Here is a 15227-nt window from a genome sequence, read left to right on the forward strand (position 1 = left end):
TCGACAATATCTACGTCAGATAGTTCAAAGATGGTTTTCAGCAACAAATATTTAAACATCCGGATGGGGTCAATTGCGCTGCGTCCCTTGTCCAAACAATATTTTGTTTCCAGTTCCTCATAGGTGAAGGTAAAGTCCACCAGTTCATTAATTTGACGGAGCATGTTATCTTTCGGCACGACGATATCATACAGAGCCGCATAAGAACTCAGAACCAAGCTTTGTTGTTGTTGGATCATCCGTCTCACCCACTTTTCGTGATGACTCAATTATACGTCAAAAAAAGCACAGCCACTTCAATTTTCTTGAAGTGCTGTGCTTTTTATAGGACGGACTTTTTCAGTGGCCTCTTTTTTTGACTAGGTCTCTTTCCACGATGAATTTGTATTAAGCAATCGCTGGACCTGGTAAGTAAAGGGGGCTCGGCTTCCTAAAGTTACAGGTTCAACTGAAACAATTCATACGGGAAACCCTTCCGCTTGAAGTTCCTGCTTAATATCCGCAGTCACATTCTCGATTCCAGGATACAGGTCATTTTCCGTTAGCCCGTAATGGAGAAGCTGGTTGTTCATATCTGCGCGGGCATCCTTGTCGATGATGATCTTGTACAGATACTTTGAGCTGTCCGAAAGCTTATTCAGCGGAATCAGATGGTCTCTGCGGGGATATACGGTAAATGTACCTGCCTGCTTTATGATTCGAGGATTATTCAGTGGCCCGATGGCCGCCGCGGCCTTTATATTGTCATTCTTCGCATTGGGACCGAAACGCGCTGTAAAGGCCGGTTCTGTAACATTGGGAATATAGCCGGGTTGGAGATAATTATAAAGACGAAAGGCTTTATTCAACTCCATAGGGTTTAAGCACCAGACTGCCGCATTGTTTTTGGCTTCGTCTGCATTCGGTTTACCAAGAGCGAACAGCAGGGCAACCAGTGCCTCCCTGGACCAGTCGAGTAGACGGGTAGGCACCCCATAATGTTGCATCAGGAAAAGCCAGCTCCAGTATGAATTTCGATCTTCTGCATTGGGAAAATAAGGTACTTCCCCTAAGTATGGGTATGCTAGGGAACGGAATTTGGACAAATAGACAATCTCAGATTTGGCCCCAAGCCCCCTCGAGATAGAGGGTTCCAAATCATAAGAAGCTTTCTTGACCCCTCTGAACCACAGCTCGCACGCTTGGGGTTGGTCGGATGGACAGACCATTTGGTAAATCCGGTCGACGGTTCTAAGATATTTGGCGACTGTGTCCACACCCGTGATTTCAATAATTCGGTTATCGGCCTTCTGAGATGTTCTTACCGACTTGTTCATGTTTTTATCGCGCCTCCTTTGAAACATATAGACACATGATATGTGCATATGCCTATGGAGGTTCCGATATGGATATAACTGGGTAGCGGTCTTTAACGAATACTCCCAATCCCCTATACGCACGCTGAGCACCAATTGAGATCCGAAATAGGAAAACACTCGATCCCATTTGAGAATAATGTAATGCCTGATTTGGAAATATAAGCATATCACGTGTGCTTAGAAGGGAATTTAAGTCTGATGAAGGTTTTGACGCGGTGGCAGCTGTTTTGTCTTTATGTCCTCTTCGAATTAGGAACCAGTGTCATCTTCGGCTTTGGGAGAAGCGCAAAACAAGATGCCTGGATCGCTTCAGGAATCAGTACGCTGGTCGGTTTTTCATTAATTGGGATATATTGTAAACTGATCGAATGGTATCCCGGCAAAAACTGGACTTCACTGCTGAATCATCTGTTTGGGAGGATGGTAGGGAATCTGTTGGGGTTTGTTTATATTCTTTTTATGATCTATGATGCCGGACGGGATTTGCGTGATTTTGGGGAGCTGATGCACACGTATATCCTGCCGAAAACACCTATGGGAATTACGATGATTTTATTGCTTGCGGTCATCACCTACTCCTGTTATACAGGCTTAGTAAGAATCGCGCGGTTAGCCGAATTGATTATTCCTATCGTTTTCATTTTTCTTCTTACCGAGTTTTTTCTATTAACCGCAACAGGAATCATTGACTTCTCTCTCTTGACTCCCATAGCCGCTGACTGGAGCAGCATCTGGAAAACCGTATTTCCTTTGGGGGTCACGGTGCCCTATGGCGAAACCTTAAGCTTTGCTATGTTTTGGGCTTATACCATAGAACCGAAAGCTTATCGAAGATCAGTGCTGCTTGCCACGCTTGTCGGGGGCATGGTTTTATTGATCCTGGATTTTCTGGCCATCACCACACTCGGGCCCATGTTTGACCGCCTGATTTATCCCTTACTGTCTGCTTTCCAATTGATCAGTCTGGCTGACTTTATCGATAATATCGATGCGATCGTGGTGACCAATTTCATTATTGGAGGGTTATTGAAAATTCTTATCTTGACCTATGCCGCGTGTATCGGGATTGCTGATCAGTGGAAGATCGCCGACTACCGGGTAGTCATCGTTCCGGTAAGTGTCATTGTTTTGTTTTTCGCCATCTATATGGCTGAGAATATCGGGAGTCATCTATTTGTCGGATTGCATTGGGTCGTGTGGATTCTTCACGTCCCCTTATTAATCTGTATACCGATCCTCGCCCTATTTATTTCCATGTTCCACAAAAAATTGGAATTCTCGAAGGGATGGTTTCGATGAACCGATTGACAACAGACAATCTTCATTTTACAGAACAAGTGAAGAAGCAGTTCGGGGAGGCTCCAGACCTGTATTTCCGCCAAGTCGGTAAGACTACACTGGTTTATTTGTTAGGAATAGTGAATGAGCAGCGGGTTGGGCAGGAAATTATCGAGAAAATAGAATCAAATCAAAACTTAACCGCAAGTGATTTGAAAGAAACTACTCAATTCGATAAAATCGTTCAATCCATTCTTGCAGGCATGATTGTAATTAAGCATGAAGGCGAGGAACGCGTACTCATTGCCAATATGTCGTCTTCTCCGCATCGAAGCGTAGAGAACCCTGAAACAGAAACCACACTTCGCGGACCGCACGAAGGATTCACGGAACTTATGGAAATGAACGCAGCATTAATCCGCAGAAGAGTGCAGAGCGAGCATCTTCAGATGTTGGTGTGGCATATCGGTTCCGTCAGCACTACGGAAGTGCGGTTGGTCTACCTCAGAGGAACGGCCCCGCAGCATGTAGTTGACGAAATGACCCGGCGGTTATCCAATCTTACCTTGGATTCCGTGTTAGGAAGCGGATCCATTGAAGAAATGATCCGGGATCATCCGCTGAGTATATTTCCTACGATGCAAACGACAGAAAGGCCGGATGTCGTCTCTAGAGCTTTGTTGAACGGCAAAGTAGCGGTATTAACCGCAAATACGCCTTTTGCCTTGATGGTGCCTTTTCAATTCTGGTCCGCTTTTATTGCGATTGAAGACTATTACATTAACTTTTTCAGTGCAACCTTTCTCCGCCTCATCAGAGCGGCATTCATCGGATTGTCCATACTCCTGCCATCGCTTTATGTAGCGATAACCACATTTCATCTAGAGATGCTGCCCACCAATCTGCTTTTATCTTTTACGGCACAAAGAGAGACATCTCCTTTTCCGGCGATCGTGGAGGCGATCATCATGGAAATTACATTCGAAGCTCTCCGGGAAGCAGCCGTCCGCTTACCCCGCACGATCAGCCAGACGGTCAGTATTGTCGGCGCTCTCGTGATCGGCCAAGCCATTGTACAAGCAGGTATTATCTCGACTCCCATGGTCATTGTCGTTTCGCTTACCGGTATTGCTTCCCTTACATTTCCAGTCTATGATATGACCTATCCCTTTCGGATCCTGCGCTTTGGGTTATTGTTATTAGCGGGTTCGTTCGGATTGTTTGGTATTGTGATTGGTCTTATATTCATCGCCATCTACTTAACGGGTCTGGAGTCCGCAGGAATACCTTATCTCTCCCCTCTCGCCCCAGTGAATTTGAAGGACTTCAATGATTTTATTTTCCGTGCGCCTACGTGGCTTCTGGAGAACAACAAGAATAAGAGAAGCTCGAACTCCAGCGTAAAGGAGCCAAAAAGTTGAGTTACGGCAAATGCATAGCAGCCCTCTTCCTGATGTTGGCCACCGTATTGGTTACCGGTTGCTGGGATCGAGTGGAACTTAACGATGTAGGGGTTCTTTTAGTCACCGCCATTGATAAAGATGAGAAAACGAACCAATTTAAAGCTCAGACTATGTTCGCTGTACCAAGAAGCGGTAATAATAACAGTTCAGGTCCCAAAGTAAAAATGTCGATCCAATCGAAAGGAGACGACTTGGATAAGGTTCGTCTAGATCTGGACCGGCAGTTATCCAGACAGTTTGTTACTACTCACAGGCGCGTCTTTATTGTAAGTGAGTCTCTTGCCAGAGACGGCATAGAGGGCATTCTTGACCAGATCAGCCGCAGCCCCAAAAACAGGCTAAAAACCTATTTCGTCGTTGCAAGAAATGCACATGCATCCAAACTAATAAACATGGAGTATGAACTTGATCCAACTCCCGGTGAAGTGTTCAGAGAGATCGTCAAAACAAAGGTACAAGTTCCTACTTCGCTAAGAGAGATCTTTATAAGTTCCATTACGCCCGGCATCGAACCTGTGGCTGCCGGTTTTACCAATAAGACAGAGGAAAATGCCAAAGCCGCACTAGACAGCATTGCTTTATTCAAAGGCTTTAAGCTTGTCGGGTTTGTGGATGATCTCGAGGCGGTTGCTTTGAACAGCATGCTTAATAAAAAGCCATTTGGAATAGTGGAGCTCATGGAAGAGAAAGGAAAAGTTCTTGTTGCTTTAGACACGTTGAAAGTGAAGCCTGACGTATCCCTAGTGAATAACGTTCCACAGTTTTTATGTCATGTCAAAGCAACTGCACATATCAATGAAAATCAAACTCCTATGGATGTTACCAACCCCCAATATATCGAGAAGTTGAACAAGGAATTGGAACAGGAACTGGAACAGGTCTACAAATCATTGTTTTACAAATTACAGCGGAAATACGAGGTGGATAGCGCAGGCTTAGGTGCTGTGATCTATCGCAAGGATCCAGATTATTGGAAAAGGATTGAAAAGAACTGGCCATCCATGTATAGGGAGCTCCCAATCCAATGGCAGCTCAAAGCAGATATCGCGGGCGTGGGCTCGTCAGGCGCTAATTTATTCATACAAGAAAATGAGTTGATCAAATAATGTTGTTCAGAATCATAATGTTCACCCTAACGGTGATCGGCTTCTCCGTTCACCAATATTATTTTCTACATAAAAAAGGAATGAACAGGGAAGCCAAAGTATGCTTATTATGGATGGTCGTAGCCTGGGGCACCGGCATTTTTTTTCTAAGCGGTGGACGCCTTCCTAACCCGGTACAGCCGATTGTACCGGGTTGGAAATAAAATCAGGGAACGAAACTGCTAGAGGCGAGTGGATTCCAATCGGGCTTCGTGTCAACCCGCGCATAACGGCCCAGTCCGACATGCAAATTTGTTAAAGCCTCGTTCGGCAGGTAATCCAAGCTTCCAGTCTCCGCTGAGCAGCTCGGTGCGCAGACCAGGGAACGTTCGGCCCGGCTCCGCCGTATCCAAGGACAGCTCCATCAGTGCAGGCACCGAGTTCCACACGGTGATGCCCTCGGTCTCCACCGTCTGCAGCACCGCCGACATGTTCCGGTGATCGGGCACCATGACCAGCACAGCTCCGGCAGCGAGCGCCCCGAACAGGCCGTACACAGACAGGTCGAAGCCCATCGACGACGACCCAGCAGCCGGTCGTCCGCTACTATTTCAAATTTGCGGTTGATATCGACGATGGGTTGACGGCCACATAGTGGCGGACGGAGACGCCTTTGGGTTGCCCCGTGCTGCCTGATGTATAGGTAAGCTGCATGTTTTTTTGCAACGCCATAAACCTAAACCTAATTATGTTCTGTAGATGCCATAGCAGCTGCCTTCGTTATATGAACGGTGCCAAAGGGGTGCTCAGGCGGAGCATATATAGCGTAAACTTTCAGTGGTGTAGATCCTGTATTGGTTATATTATGCCATTTTCCTGCGGGGATCATAATGGCGAAGTCATCATATGCTTTTACTTGAAAATCTAATGTATCTTTACTGTCTCCCATTTGGACAATCCCTTGCCCCTCTTCAATACGGATGAACTGGTCCGTTGTTGGATGAACTTCTAAACCAATGTCATCACCAGCGTTAATACTCATCAAAGTCACTTGCAAATGCTTACCAGACCATAAAGCCGTACGGTAAGTATTGTTTTGCTTCGTAGCCGCGTCAATATTTACGACGAAAGGTTGGTTTCCGTAATCTTTTACTGTTCCTCCATGGCTAGAATGAACGAGTGTCTCATTTTCAAAGTAAGGAGTATCCCAGAAAGAACGTTGGACAGGAATGTATTGTGCAAATAAATGGTTTCTAGCCAAAAAATCGGCGTAATACATTGGTTTATTAAGATAGTCATAATACGGATAAAAGGTATTAGGAACATGATACATATTCAGGTCATCCCCTCTCAGGATTATAGGATGCATTATATGCCTGTGTTCAGTTAACGTGCCTATGCTACATGGTCGGTAACGGCCTTACGTAATCATTCTGGGGTACCCTTAAATGGGGGGGATTACAGATAAAAATAAACGACCTAGTCCCGATGGAGTTCCGGACTAAGGCCGTGTAATAGTTTATTAACCTGACCATGTTAATTTTTGGTGGGTTTCATTCCAACCGTGCTATTCTCGCTTCAATTCGTTTCCAGGTATGTTGGCCTGCGAAGTCTTTCATCAGTTTTAACATGACGGATCGGCTGTGTCGTATGAGCGTCACCGCACAATGAAAGAATTCCAGTGGAACCGGGCAATGGTATATCCCCGGTGCACCGGCACGCAGCAGTCATGTTTGAAGCGTTCGAACAAATTGTATGCGAGCAGCTTAATCAGCAAATCCAGTTCATTAGCTTTAAAATCACCCGTCGCGATCCGATCGATAGAGAAGCCGCGCTTGGCTTCCTTGATCAAATTCTCCATGCAGCAGCGTTGGTTATAAAAGCGCCACAGATCGAGGGGCTCCCATTCGAGATTCGTCACAATCGCTTCGTAGTGCCAATCGTTATCCAATAGAATACGGCTTTGTCCATCTTCGAATCGTTGTGCCTTGCGGATGATCGCTACCCGGCGCGCTTGCTTCCAGGACGTCGCTTTGTAAATCAAGGTTATGCCTTCGATGACCCAGTCCTCGTCAACGTAACGAGTCCAATAGCGGCAGGCCTGAACTTCGCCTGCAAGCCGCTGGGTCCGAACGTTGTCGTCTGTTCATTCCAATCAAGTTACATGTAGGTCAGTTCATGAAGCGAATCAACAAGCATCCATTGAAGACAATTGATCTACTACTCGTCAGGTTATATTCTTAATTGCGTCAACTATTATCTTCGCAAGTTGAACAATCATGGGCTTAATCGAACTTCATCACTACCAGAACATAATACATTTATGGCGTCTGAACTGTTACTGCCAAGCAAAATTAAATAATCATCATATGCCCTATCATTATACGACAGCCGTTTGCACGAAAGAGACGGTCTTCTATTGGATCCACTTTGAGTGCACGGCACCTATCGCGAGGTTAGCGATCCCCGTACCTCCCTCCCGATCCGGCATGCATGGGCGAACCCCTATTACCTCAAATTGCCGCAGCACTCGACTCCGCGACAGTTCGCCAGCATTGTTCGTCTGCTCGAGGTGATGCAAGAGCAGACGAACGCGAATGGATCAGCGGCTTATTGGAGAGAGCAGCAGCAATTCATGGATTTGCTTCAGCTGCTCGAAGAGGACGAGCAAGACGCTCCAGCACAAGTTCGGTCGTCAAACTAGCCGAGCGGACAGAGGCCTATCTGCGCCGCCATTATCAGCAGGACCTGACCAATGAAACATTGGCAGAATCGCTTCATTTTCATTCGAATTACATTGCGCGGTGCATGAAGGGAATTTTTCACTGTACGCCAATGGAGTACCTGCTGCAATACCGCCTAGAGCAGGCCAAACTGCTTCCAATCAAGACCGAATGGCCGATCGCCAAAGTTGGCGAGCAGGTTGGTTTTCATTATGCACCGTATTTCTTTAGCTGTTTCAAACGTCATAGCGGGATGACCCTGCTCTCCTTCCGGAAATGACCCTGCTCTCCTTCCGGAAACTTAATTCCCCCTAAAGATAAAAACTCTTAGTCCAGTCAACAGACTACGAGTTTTACTAATATAACCGCTATCTTTTCCTTACCTAAAACGGTCATCTAGCCTTCTCCCCGATTAGCCCACGCATAAATATAGCCAAAAGCCGCCAGAACGAACTGGCAGCCTTTGGTTCAAGTGCTGATCCTAGAGCTAGTTAATCGTAATACTGTCAATCTCCGCATACCCGGTGTTTCCTTTGGCCAACCGGATAATATTGTCTCCGGACGTTAGATTCACGCTCACGTTCACCGTTCCGAATTGCCCCCACCCGGCAGTTGCTGGGTATGTAACGGTGGACAATGGACCACCATTATAGGCTAAATTATGCGTGGCGTTCGCTCCGGTACCATTGGCATAGCGGATGGTCATCGTGTAGCTTTTGGTCGTTGGCACTTTGACATAGAAATCGACGTAGCTGTCGCCATGATCGATCTGAGCGACGTATTTACCGCCGGATGCCGCACCGCTGGAAGCGATATTCGCGCTGTTGACCGCTGCATCCTCGGCTTCGTACACGTTGGTCGCCTGACCATACGGCGTAATATAAATGCGATAGCCGTCGTTATTGTACAACCCCGTCATCGGGACGGTTATTTGATTGTTGCTAATCGAATAATCGCCCTCAAGCAGCGTTTTGGTCGTGTCCACGACCGTGCTTCGATTGACGAACGGTGTCCAATCCACCCGTACATGTACTTTGCTTCCGTTGCCGCCGAAGAACGACGGGAAGTTCTTGATTACGGCATTGACGGAGCCATCCGTTACCCCGCCAAACAGGACGCTGGCATACTTTTTTGTGGTGTCCACGTTGGCAAATCCGTCTAGCGCAAGAATATCGTTCGCGTTTGGAGGGGTGACGCTAACCATATTGCCAGACATATCACCATACCATTTGTAGAACCACCAGCCTCCATTCCGCTGCGTGTCCTTTGCGAGAAGCGTTCCCAATCTGCCTGGATTCGGAACATCCCAATAGCTTTGCATCGCCGTATCAACCTTAAGACGCTCGAACTTAGAAATCAAAGGAGCCACAACGCCAGGCTTTCCTTCATCATTTAACCAGCCTGCGCCGCTGTACTCATTGATTGAAATGGGCCGCGCTGTAATACCAAGCGAGGCTTCAATTGCACGGTAATCGTTGTGAATGGACGTGAAATTCTCGTTTAAGAGTTGATGCCAAGAGGTAATTTCCGGCAGTGTATTTTGCGCTTTCTGATAGGTCATGAAATCAACCATGGCGTAGTGCGAATACCCGGCCAAAGAAGGGCCGATTGATTTGGCCGACGGATCAAGTTGCTTTAACTTCTTGTAGGTCTCGCTGAAAAACTCGCGAAAAGTCAGATTACCGGAAATGTCGGAGGAAGCATATCCGCTATTGTATATATTACTGTGATTAACCGTGCCGTTCTCAGCCTCGTAGCGAACCGGGCTGCCTCCCGCTACGTCGATGTAATCCAATTCGGCATACCCTGTGCTCCCTTTGCTGAATCGAATTTTATTACTGCCGGCCGTCAAATTTAAGCTCAGTGTAATCGTGGATGCCGCACCAGTTTTGAACCAGCCGCCAGAACTCGGGTACGAGGCCATTACCGGGCTCCCCCCATTGACGCTAACCTGATGAGAGGAAGCCGCACCTGTACCGTTCGCATAACGTACCGTTACGGCGTAAGACTTGGTTGTCGGGACGTTGACTGTATATTCTACGTAGCTGTCACTGTAATCAATCATGCCCACATATTTGCCTTTCCACGTACCATCAGGCTCGTTCCATAACTCGTAACCGTATACATTCGTAAGTCCGGCTGCCTTCACGTCATTGACCGTCGTAGTCAGTTTTTTGAACCAATCCGTCAAATTCGTATAGTTATACCAGCCGGTATACCAATCAGCTAGACGAATTGTGACTTTACTGCCAGATGGCGCCAACCGCTGCGCGACGGGAATAACCGCCCCCCATGGTTGCTGATAGCCTGTGACTGCCGGATTTATGTAAGCTTTGGCCCGTAGAGGAAGAAAGAGGTTATTGTCAGGCTTATTCTCAATAACGCCGTAAAGGGAACCTGCAGAGCTGTGGGTGACCGGACCGATGACGCTGGATAGATCGACCGACAAATTAGAAGCTGCTTGGGCGGGCGCGGCGGATAGCGAGCTTCCTAACAAAACGAATGCCATGCTTGACATCATTACTTTTTTCACTTAGAACACCTCCGTATTAGTCAACACGTTACATCGTTAAACTACTCTCTGATTCACCCCCACGGGAGATTAATGGCATCGCTTACATTCCTATTTTAGCAAATCGTTAAAAGTTGAAAGTTATATTTTTTTTGGATAATTGTCGTATTTTGGGATTTGGGCCTTCACGAGAAGCGCTCCTCACCAAAGAAACAATCTCTAGACCCATGTTGGGGCCAAATACTGCAAGCCGCACGTTTCACCTTTCACCTTCCTTTTCAAACGTGAATGGTTTTCGTTGTCGTTGGAGTGCTGCCGATCATTCGCCAACTCGACAATCCATGCGCGTCGTATCGAACTATAAATGGCCTATACCATATTTTCGGCTTTTCAGAATAATGGTTTGGAAAAACTGGCCTGCGAGTTGCCCGCTACTTTGTGAGCACGCAAGATAAACGGCCTCGCCGTCCATTACGGAAGAGGCACGTTTATAGGAATATTATAAGATGCTAAGGATCGAGACCGACGGCACATGGACGATCGACGTGTATCGGACGGACAAGTGGGATGAAGCAAAGGCCAGATCCGCTCCAACGTGGAGTGAACCTGGCCTTTGCTCAAAGAGGAGCAGCCGCAGCGCTGATGTCCGCAGCCGGTGCGGCTGTCGTCAGCTTGTTCTTGACATATTGGACATCGAGTACATCAATGCGGCCGTCCAGGTTGAAATCCATAGACGCGTCATAGCCCGCATCGCCTGCTGCCGTACCGGACGCTAGGGATACCCGCTCAAGATCCGTGAGCGTCACTGCACCATCGCCGTCCAGATCTGCCGTAACGATATGGAGGAGCAGCGGAGCAGCAGGCTCCGGCAACAAGAACTTATATCCTTAAACATATGTTCTAATCCTCCGATAGGCCAGAAAACAGAGTTAGTCGTTTACTCATTTCTCATCATTTCCATCCACAGAGAAACTCCGGAAATAAAATTCCTGTTGTTTGATCATATAATCCGAAGATTTTTTCATCATCTCGGCAAAAAGCTGGCTTTCTTCCTCACCTAGATGCTTGACGAGACCAACGAACATATTAAGGCGGGCCTCATTTATACGCTGTATATACTTTTTGCCTTTATTCGAGAGCTGGATTCTTACAACTCGCCTATCGGCAGGATCAGCATGACGTTCGACAAGTTCCTGTGCTTCCAGACTGTTGATATGATGCGTTACCGTTGGCGAAGTGACATTTAGTTTATCGCTTATTTCCGAAACCATCAATCCCGGACTATCATCTTTGACATTCATGCTGATGAAATAAAGTACCATGATCTCGCCTGGCTTTTGATTGTATATCGAGCGATTCTGCATCATATTTCCACCAACCTGCGATTGGAAGTACGATTCCATTAATTGCTTTGCTATTTTCTTCTGCTCATCCGACAATCCATTCACTCTCCGTATAAGAATTCAGTTGAAAACTACATGATTCTCGCTGATCGGTTCCAGATGCAATGTCGCGATTGTTCTAAGACTCCATTACGTCTGCATATCGCGCTGCGATGGTATAGAATACCTCCTTGGGCTCCCAGGGCATGTCGGGGTAAGTCGCGCCGCGGCCTTCTTGCAGTACCCGTACGATCCCATAAGACGCTATATCATAATCGTGATTGGGGTCTTCGCTGTATGGCAAGTTGTGACAAGCAAAGGTACACCAGAATGCTGTGTCGACTCCGGCTTCTTCGAAAACGTTGACGCTATCGTTGAAGTATTGGCTCTGTTCGGCCTCATCACGTTCGTAGCTGTCTTTCAGCCGAACTGCACGTACACCGTCCCACTCGACCATGAATAATCCGCGTGCGCCGAGTTCGGATGCACCACTTGAGGTCGTGCATCCGAACTCGGAGATCACCAGCGGCTTCTTTGAGCTTGCCAACTTCTTGATTGAATCAGTATAGAGATGAGCAACTTCAGCGGAGTTGTACGCGTCGACGGCGATGAAGTCGAAAGGTTCCCAGTTCACAGGTTCGCTAGGAAGGGCTGCATACGTAACTCGACCTCCGAATCGGGCTCGAACGACGTCAACAGCTCGTGCTAGGAAGTCGTTGAGCAGAGTTGGTAATTTCGCGAACGCAGCACGGCTAACCGTCGGTTCAGACAAAGCCGCGAGGCGATCCGGCAGCGTCTCGCCGGGAAAGAAGCCGCGGGTAAAAAGCATGAGTTCGGCACCCGTGACCATGACCACCTCAGCCCCCGTAATCCGGAGGCGTTCGGCCCGTGCGGCACAGTCCGCAAGCAAGGCAAGCAGCTCTTCTTGGTCAAGTTCGTTGGTGAATGGTGAGAACCACGCTTCGAGACCTGCTGCTGCTGCCGCTCGTGCAGCAATCTCCAGGCGATCAGGCTCGCCGCCTGTCACGCGTACGGCCGTGCAGTGCAGGTCGCGCCGTATAATTTCCATCTCCCTATACACTCTCGCCGCATCGAAGTTCGGGTGTGTGCTGGTACCTTCACTTAGAAATCCCGTATCATAGGTCACTCCACGCATGCGCATAGTTGACTAACTCCTTTCGTTTTCAAAATACATAGAACATCGAATATTTAAGTTATATATATAATAGATGTTCTAAGTATATGCGAACGAATGTAGATAAATCAACAATAATGGTTATTTGATACACTGCGTTATACTGCCAGCATGTTGGCGACCGCGTAGTGGAGCACGCCGTGCTTCACGTTAGTTGAACGACCACCCGAGAATTATGAGCTATACGGCAATGAATACATGTTCTTGTCATGTACGGCTAAGGATATATGTTCTTGTCATGTACTTTTGATAAGAACATATATCCTTAAATAGAAAAAACCGCAACTTATGCGGCCCTAATGAATATATGTTCTTGTCCTCCGACATATCGCTGCCGGACCCCATACGTGCGTGAACGCGATGGAACTACATGCTTAATCCCAAGCCAAATAGCGAAGACGGCTGACGTGTTCCCCCGTAGCCGGCTTCGTTGTTTACTATAAGAGGATGCATTCCGATTATGGTTAGGCAAATATTAGGCAAATATTAAGCTGCGCGATGAGAAATTACTCCTATTCAGAGCGCAGTTGTCCTGCATAATACTTCTTTACAACGGCATAAGCCAACTTGGGTCGGCGGTACCGGTCGACGATTCCCTTGCTGTTCTGCGTTCCGGCGCGGGTCAGCAGCCATCCCGTCCCTTCCGTTACCTTGCAATCGCAAAATTGCCAGATCAGCATGCCGGACAAGAATGGGACGGACGTATAAGCTTCCAGATTGCGCTCGATGATATCGGCATGGCGCTCCTCCGTTCCTTTCACCCGGCTCGGATCGCGATAGCCATAATAGCCGTCGGCCCCGAATTCGCTCATGATCATCGGCTTCTCCAGACCGCCGGCTTCGTCCGCCCACCTCCTCGCCTCCTTGACAAGCTCCAGCGGATCCTCCTCTTCGTACCAGAGCGGATACAAGTTGAACGAGACGATATCCGCAAGATCGAAGCAAAGCTCGCGATCGCGGTGGTGCGAAGCAAAGCTTAGCGGCCTTGACGAATCCATCGTTCGGATTTGCTCGAGCTGCGTCCGATATATCTCCCGGCCTTCCGGCGTATCGCTCGCGCATTCGTTCAGAATTGCCCAAATGATGATGCTTGGATGATTGAAATGAGTCTCTACCATCTCCCGGTTGCAATCCTCGCATTGCTTGGCGAACAACGGATGCTTCATTTGCTCCAGACTAAGGCCGCGCGCATGATTTTCTTCCCATACAAACATGCCTCGCTCATCGCACAAATCAAGAAACCGTTCGTCGTTCGGATAGTGGCTGGTCCGTACGGTATTGGCACCCATGTCCAGCATCAACTCAATGTCGTGCACCATAAGCGGATAAGGAATGGCGGCTCCTGCCAGCGCATGATCCTCATGCCGGTTGAAGCCCTTCAGCACAACGTCCTCGCCGTTTACCTGGATGCGCCCGTTCTTCGTCGACACCGTTCGAAAGCCGACCCGCTCGATCAAATCGTCCATGGGGGCTTCCTGCCCCTCTACATACAGACTCGCCTTCAGCAGATAAAGCGTTGGATCACTTGCCGACCAAGGAGTAATGCCAGGAAACGGCTCCGTAATCGATAGCTCGACGGTTTCACCCGGCATCACGCTCGCCTCGCCTGCATCAATGTCCCGGCCCGCCAGACTGAGCTGCAGCCGTGCGCGGCAAGCACGTTGCCCGATATTCCGTACATAGAGCCGAATCGTCCCCTGCCAGTCTTCGGCTGTACAAATCGGCGTAAACGCGATTCGTTCGATAAATAATTCATCCAGCAGTTCAATGGCCGAAGGTCGGATTAAGCCCCCGTAGGTATAATAATCGTTCGGAACATGGAGCGCGGACGATTCGCCGAACGAATTGTCCACGATCACGGCAAGTTCATGCATTCCCGGTTCGACATCCGGAATGACGAGAGCAAACGGCGTGTACGCATTATAATGGCGACCTGCCGGTATACCGTCAAAAAAAATATCAGCTGTATGGCTCACGCCTTTGAACACAAGCCGGATTGCGCCTTTCCGCGATATGTCTACCATTCGCCGGTATACGGCTTTGCCCCGATAGGTTGAAAACTGCGGATGCATCTCCCAGCACCCGGGTACGGGCATTCGGTATTCGTAGCGGGACGGCAACCCGTCCTTTCCGTTAGTCGGTTGGAAATCCCAATCGCCTTCCAACTCTTGCACGTCGCGTATTTCATGCGTTCTAAACAATCGCAACAACGTTTTCCCTCCAAACTCTTC

General features: G+C 48.1%; 12 protein-coding genes and 2 pseudogenes. 4 read left to right on the top strand and 10 right to left on the bottom strand.

Annotated features, from left to right (window positions below; all coding sequences use genetic code 11):
- Window positions 1-239, bottom strand: a pseudogene (locus O9H32_RS26270) (IS5/IS1182 family transposase); the annotation flags it as partial.
- 219 nt (window positions 240-458) lie between these two features.
- Window positions 459-1316, bottom strand: a complete 858-nt coding sequence (locus O9H32_RS26275; RefSeq protein WP_269869098.1) for an FRG domain-containing protein — start codon at window positions 1314-1316, stop codon at window positions 459-461.
- Window positions 1317-1565: 249 nt separating this feature from the next.
- On the opposite strand from O9H32_RS26275, the gene O9H32_RS26280 reads away from it, so the two are divergent.
- Genes O9H32_RS26280 through O9H32_RS26290 form a run of 3 tightly spaced genes read left to right on the top strand, consistent with a single transcriptional unit; the run spans window position 1566 to window position 5205 of the window.
- Window positions 1566-2657, top strand: a complete 1092-nt coding sequence (locus tag O9H32_RS26280; RefSeq protein ID WP_269869099.1) for a GerAB/ArcD/ProY family transporter — start codon at window positions 1566-1568, stop codon at window positions 2655-2657.
- Window positions 2654-4057 (top strand): spore germination protein, encoded by a 1404-nt coding sequence (locus tag O9H32_RS26285; protein ID WP_269869100.1) that lies wholly within the window; start codon window positions 2654-2656, stop codon window positions 4055-4057. Before O9H32_RS26280 ends, O9H32_RS26285 begins: the two co-directional genes overlap by 4 nt.
- Complete coding sequence (locus O9H32_RS26290) at window positions 4054-5205, top strand: Ger(x)C family spore germination protein (protein ID WP_269869101.1); 1152 nt, start codon at window positions 4054-4056, stop codon at window positions 5203-5205. Before O9H32_RS26285 ends, O9H32_RS26290 begins: the two co-directional genes overlap by 4 nt.
- Before the next feature lie 254 nt (window positions 5206-5459).
- Here O9H32_RS26290 and O9H32_RS26295 read toward each other — a convergent pair whose 3' ends face one another.
- The 3 genes and pseudogenes from O9H32_RS26295 to O9H32_RS26305 form a co-directional block, all read right to left on the bottom strand.
- The gene (locus O9H32_RS26295) at window positions 5460-5759 is read right to left on the bottom strand and encodes an AMP-binding protein (RefSeq protein ID WP_269869102.1); all 300 of its coding nucleotides are present in this window, start codon (window positions 5757-5759) and stop codon (window positions 5460-5462) included.
- A 167-nt stretch (window positions 5760-5926) separates the two neighbouring features.
- Window positions 5927-6517 (bottom strand): cupin domain-containing protein, encoded by a 591-nt coding sequence (locus O9H32_RS26300; RefSeq protein ID WP_269869103.1) that lies wholly within the window; start codon window positions 6515-6517, stop codon window positions 5927-5929.
- Between the two features lie 220 nt (window positions 6518-6737).
- A pseudogene (locus tag O9H32_RS26305) lies at window positions 6738-7312 on the bottom strand (transposase); the annotation flags it as partial.
- Between the two features lie 485 nt (window positions 7313-7797).
- On the opposite strand from O9H32_RS26305, the gene O9H32_RS26310 reads away from it, so the two are divergent.
- Window positions 7798-8187 (top strand): helix-turn-helix transcriptional regulator, encoded by a 390-nt coding sequence (locus O9H32_RS26310; protein ID WP_269869105.1) that lies wholly within the window; start codon window positions 7798-7800, stop codon window positions 8185-8187.
- Window positions 8188-8394: 207 nt separating this feature from the next.
- Here the strand turns inward: O9H32_RS26310 and O9H32_RS26315 are convergent, their stop codons facing one another.
- The 5 genes from O9H32_RS26315 to O9H32_RS26335 form a co-directional block, all read right to left on the bottom strand.
- Complete coding sequence (locus O9H32_RS26315) at window positions 8395-10440, bottom strand: carbohydrate-binding protein (protein ID WP_269869106.1); 2046 nt, start codon at window positions 10438-10440, stop codon at window positions 8395-8397.
- Between the two features lie 596 nt (window positions 10441-11036).
- Window positions 11037-11294: a dockerin type I domain-containing protein gene (locus O9H32_RS26320; RefSeq protein ID WP_269869107.1), complete on the bottom strand. Its 258-nt coding sequence runs from the start codon at window positions 11292-11294 to the stop codon at window positions 11037-11039.
- A gap of 66 nt (window positions 11295-11360) precedes the next feature.
- On the bottom strand, window positions 11361-11858 hold the full coding sequence (locus O9H32_RS26325) for a MarR family winged helix-turn-helix transcriptional regulator (protein ID WP_269869108.1): 498 nt from the start codon (window positions 11856-11858) through the stop codon (window positions 11361-11363).
- Window positions 11859-11940: 82 nt separating this feature from the next.
- A complete protein-coding gene (locus O9H32_RS26330; protein ID WP_269869109.1) occupies window positions 11941-12963 on the bottom strand; it encodes a hypothetical protein in 1023 nt (340 codons plus the stop codon).
- 545 nt (window positions 12964-13508) lie between these two features.
- On the bottom strand, window positions 13509-15206 hold the full coding sequence (locus O9H32_RS26335; protein WP_269869110.1) for a glycoside hydrolase family 2 protein: 1698 nt from the start codon (window positions 15204-15206) through the stop codon (window positions 13509-13511).
- Between the last annotated feature and the right edge of the window lie 21 nt (window positions 15207-15227).

Source organism: Paenibacillus caseinilyticus (genome assembly GCF_027533645.1).
GTDB classification, from domain to species: Bacteria; Bacillota; Bacilli; order Paenibacillales; family NBRC-103111; genus Paenibacillus_G; species Paenibacillus_G caseinilyticus.

Coding starts and splice junctions, on each gene's coding strand:
- O9H32_RS26295 (WP_269869102.1), bottom strand. CDS start 5,759: ATGGGCTTCGACCTGTCTGTGTACGGCCTGTTCGGGGCGCTCGCTGCC.
- O9H32_RS26275 (WP_269869098.1), bottom strand. CDS start 1,316: ATGAACAAGTCGGTAAGAACATCTCAGAAGGCCGATAACCGAATTATT.
- O9H32_RS26300 (WP_269869103.1), bottom strand. CDS start 6,517: ATGTATCATGTTCCTAATACCTTTTATCCGTATTATGACTATCTTAAT.
- O9H32_RS26285 (WP_269869100.1), top strand. CDS start 2,654: ATGAACCGATTGACAACAGACAATCTTCATTTTACAGAACAAGTGAAG.
- O9H32_RS26330 (WP_269869109.1), bottom strand. CDS start 12,963: ATGCGCATGCGTGGAGTGACCTATGATACGGGATTTCTAAGTGAAGGT.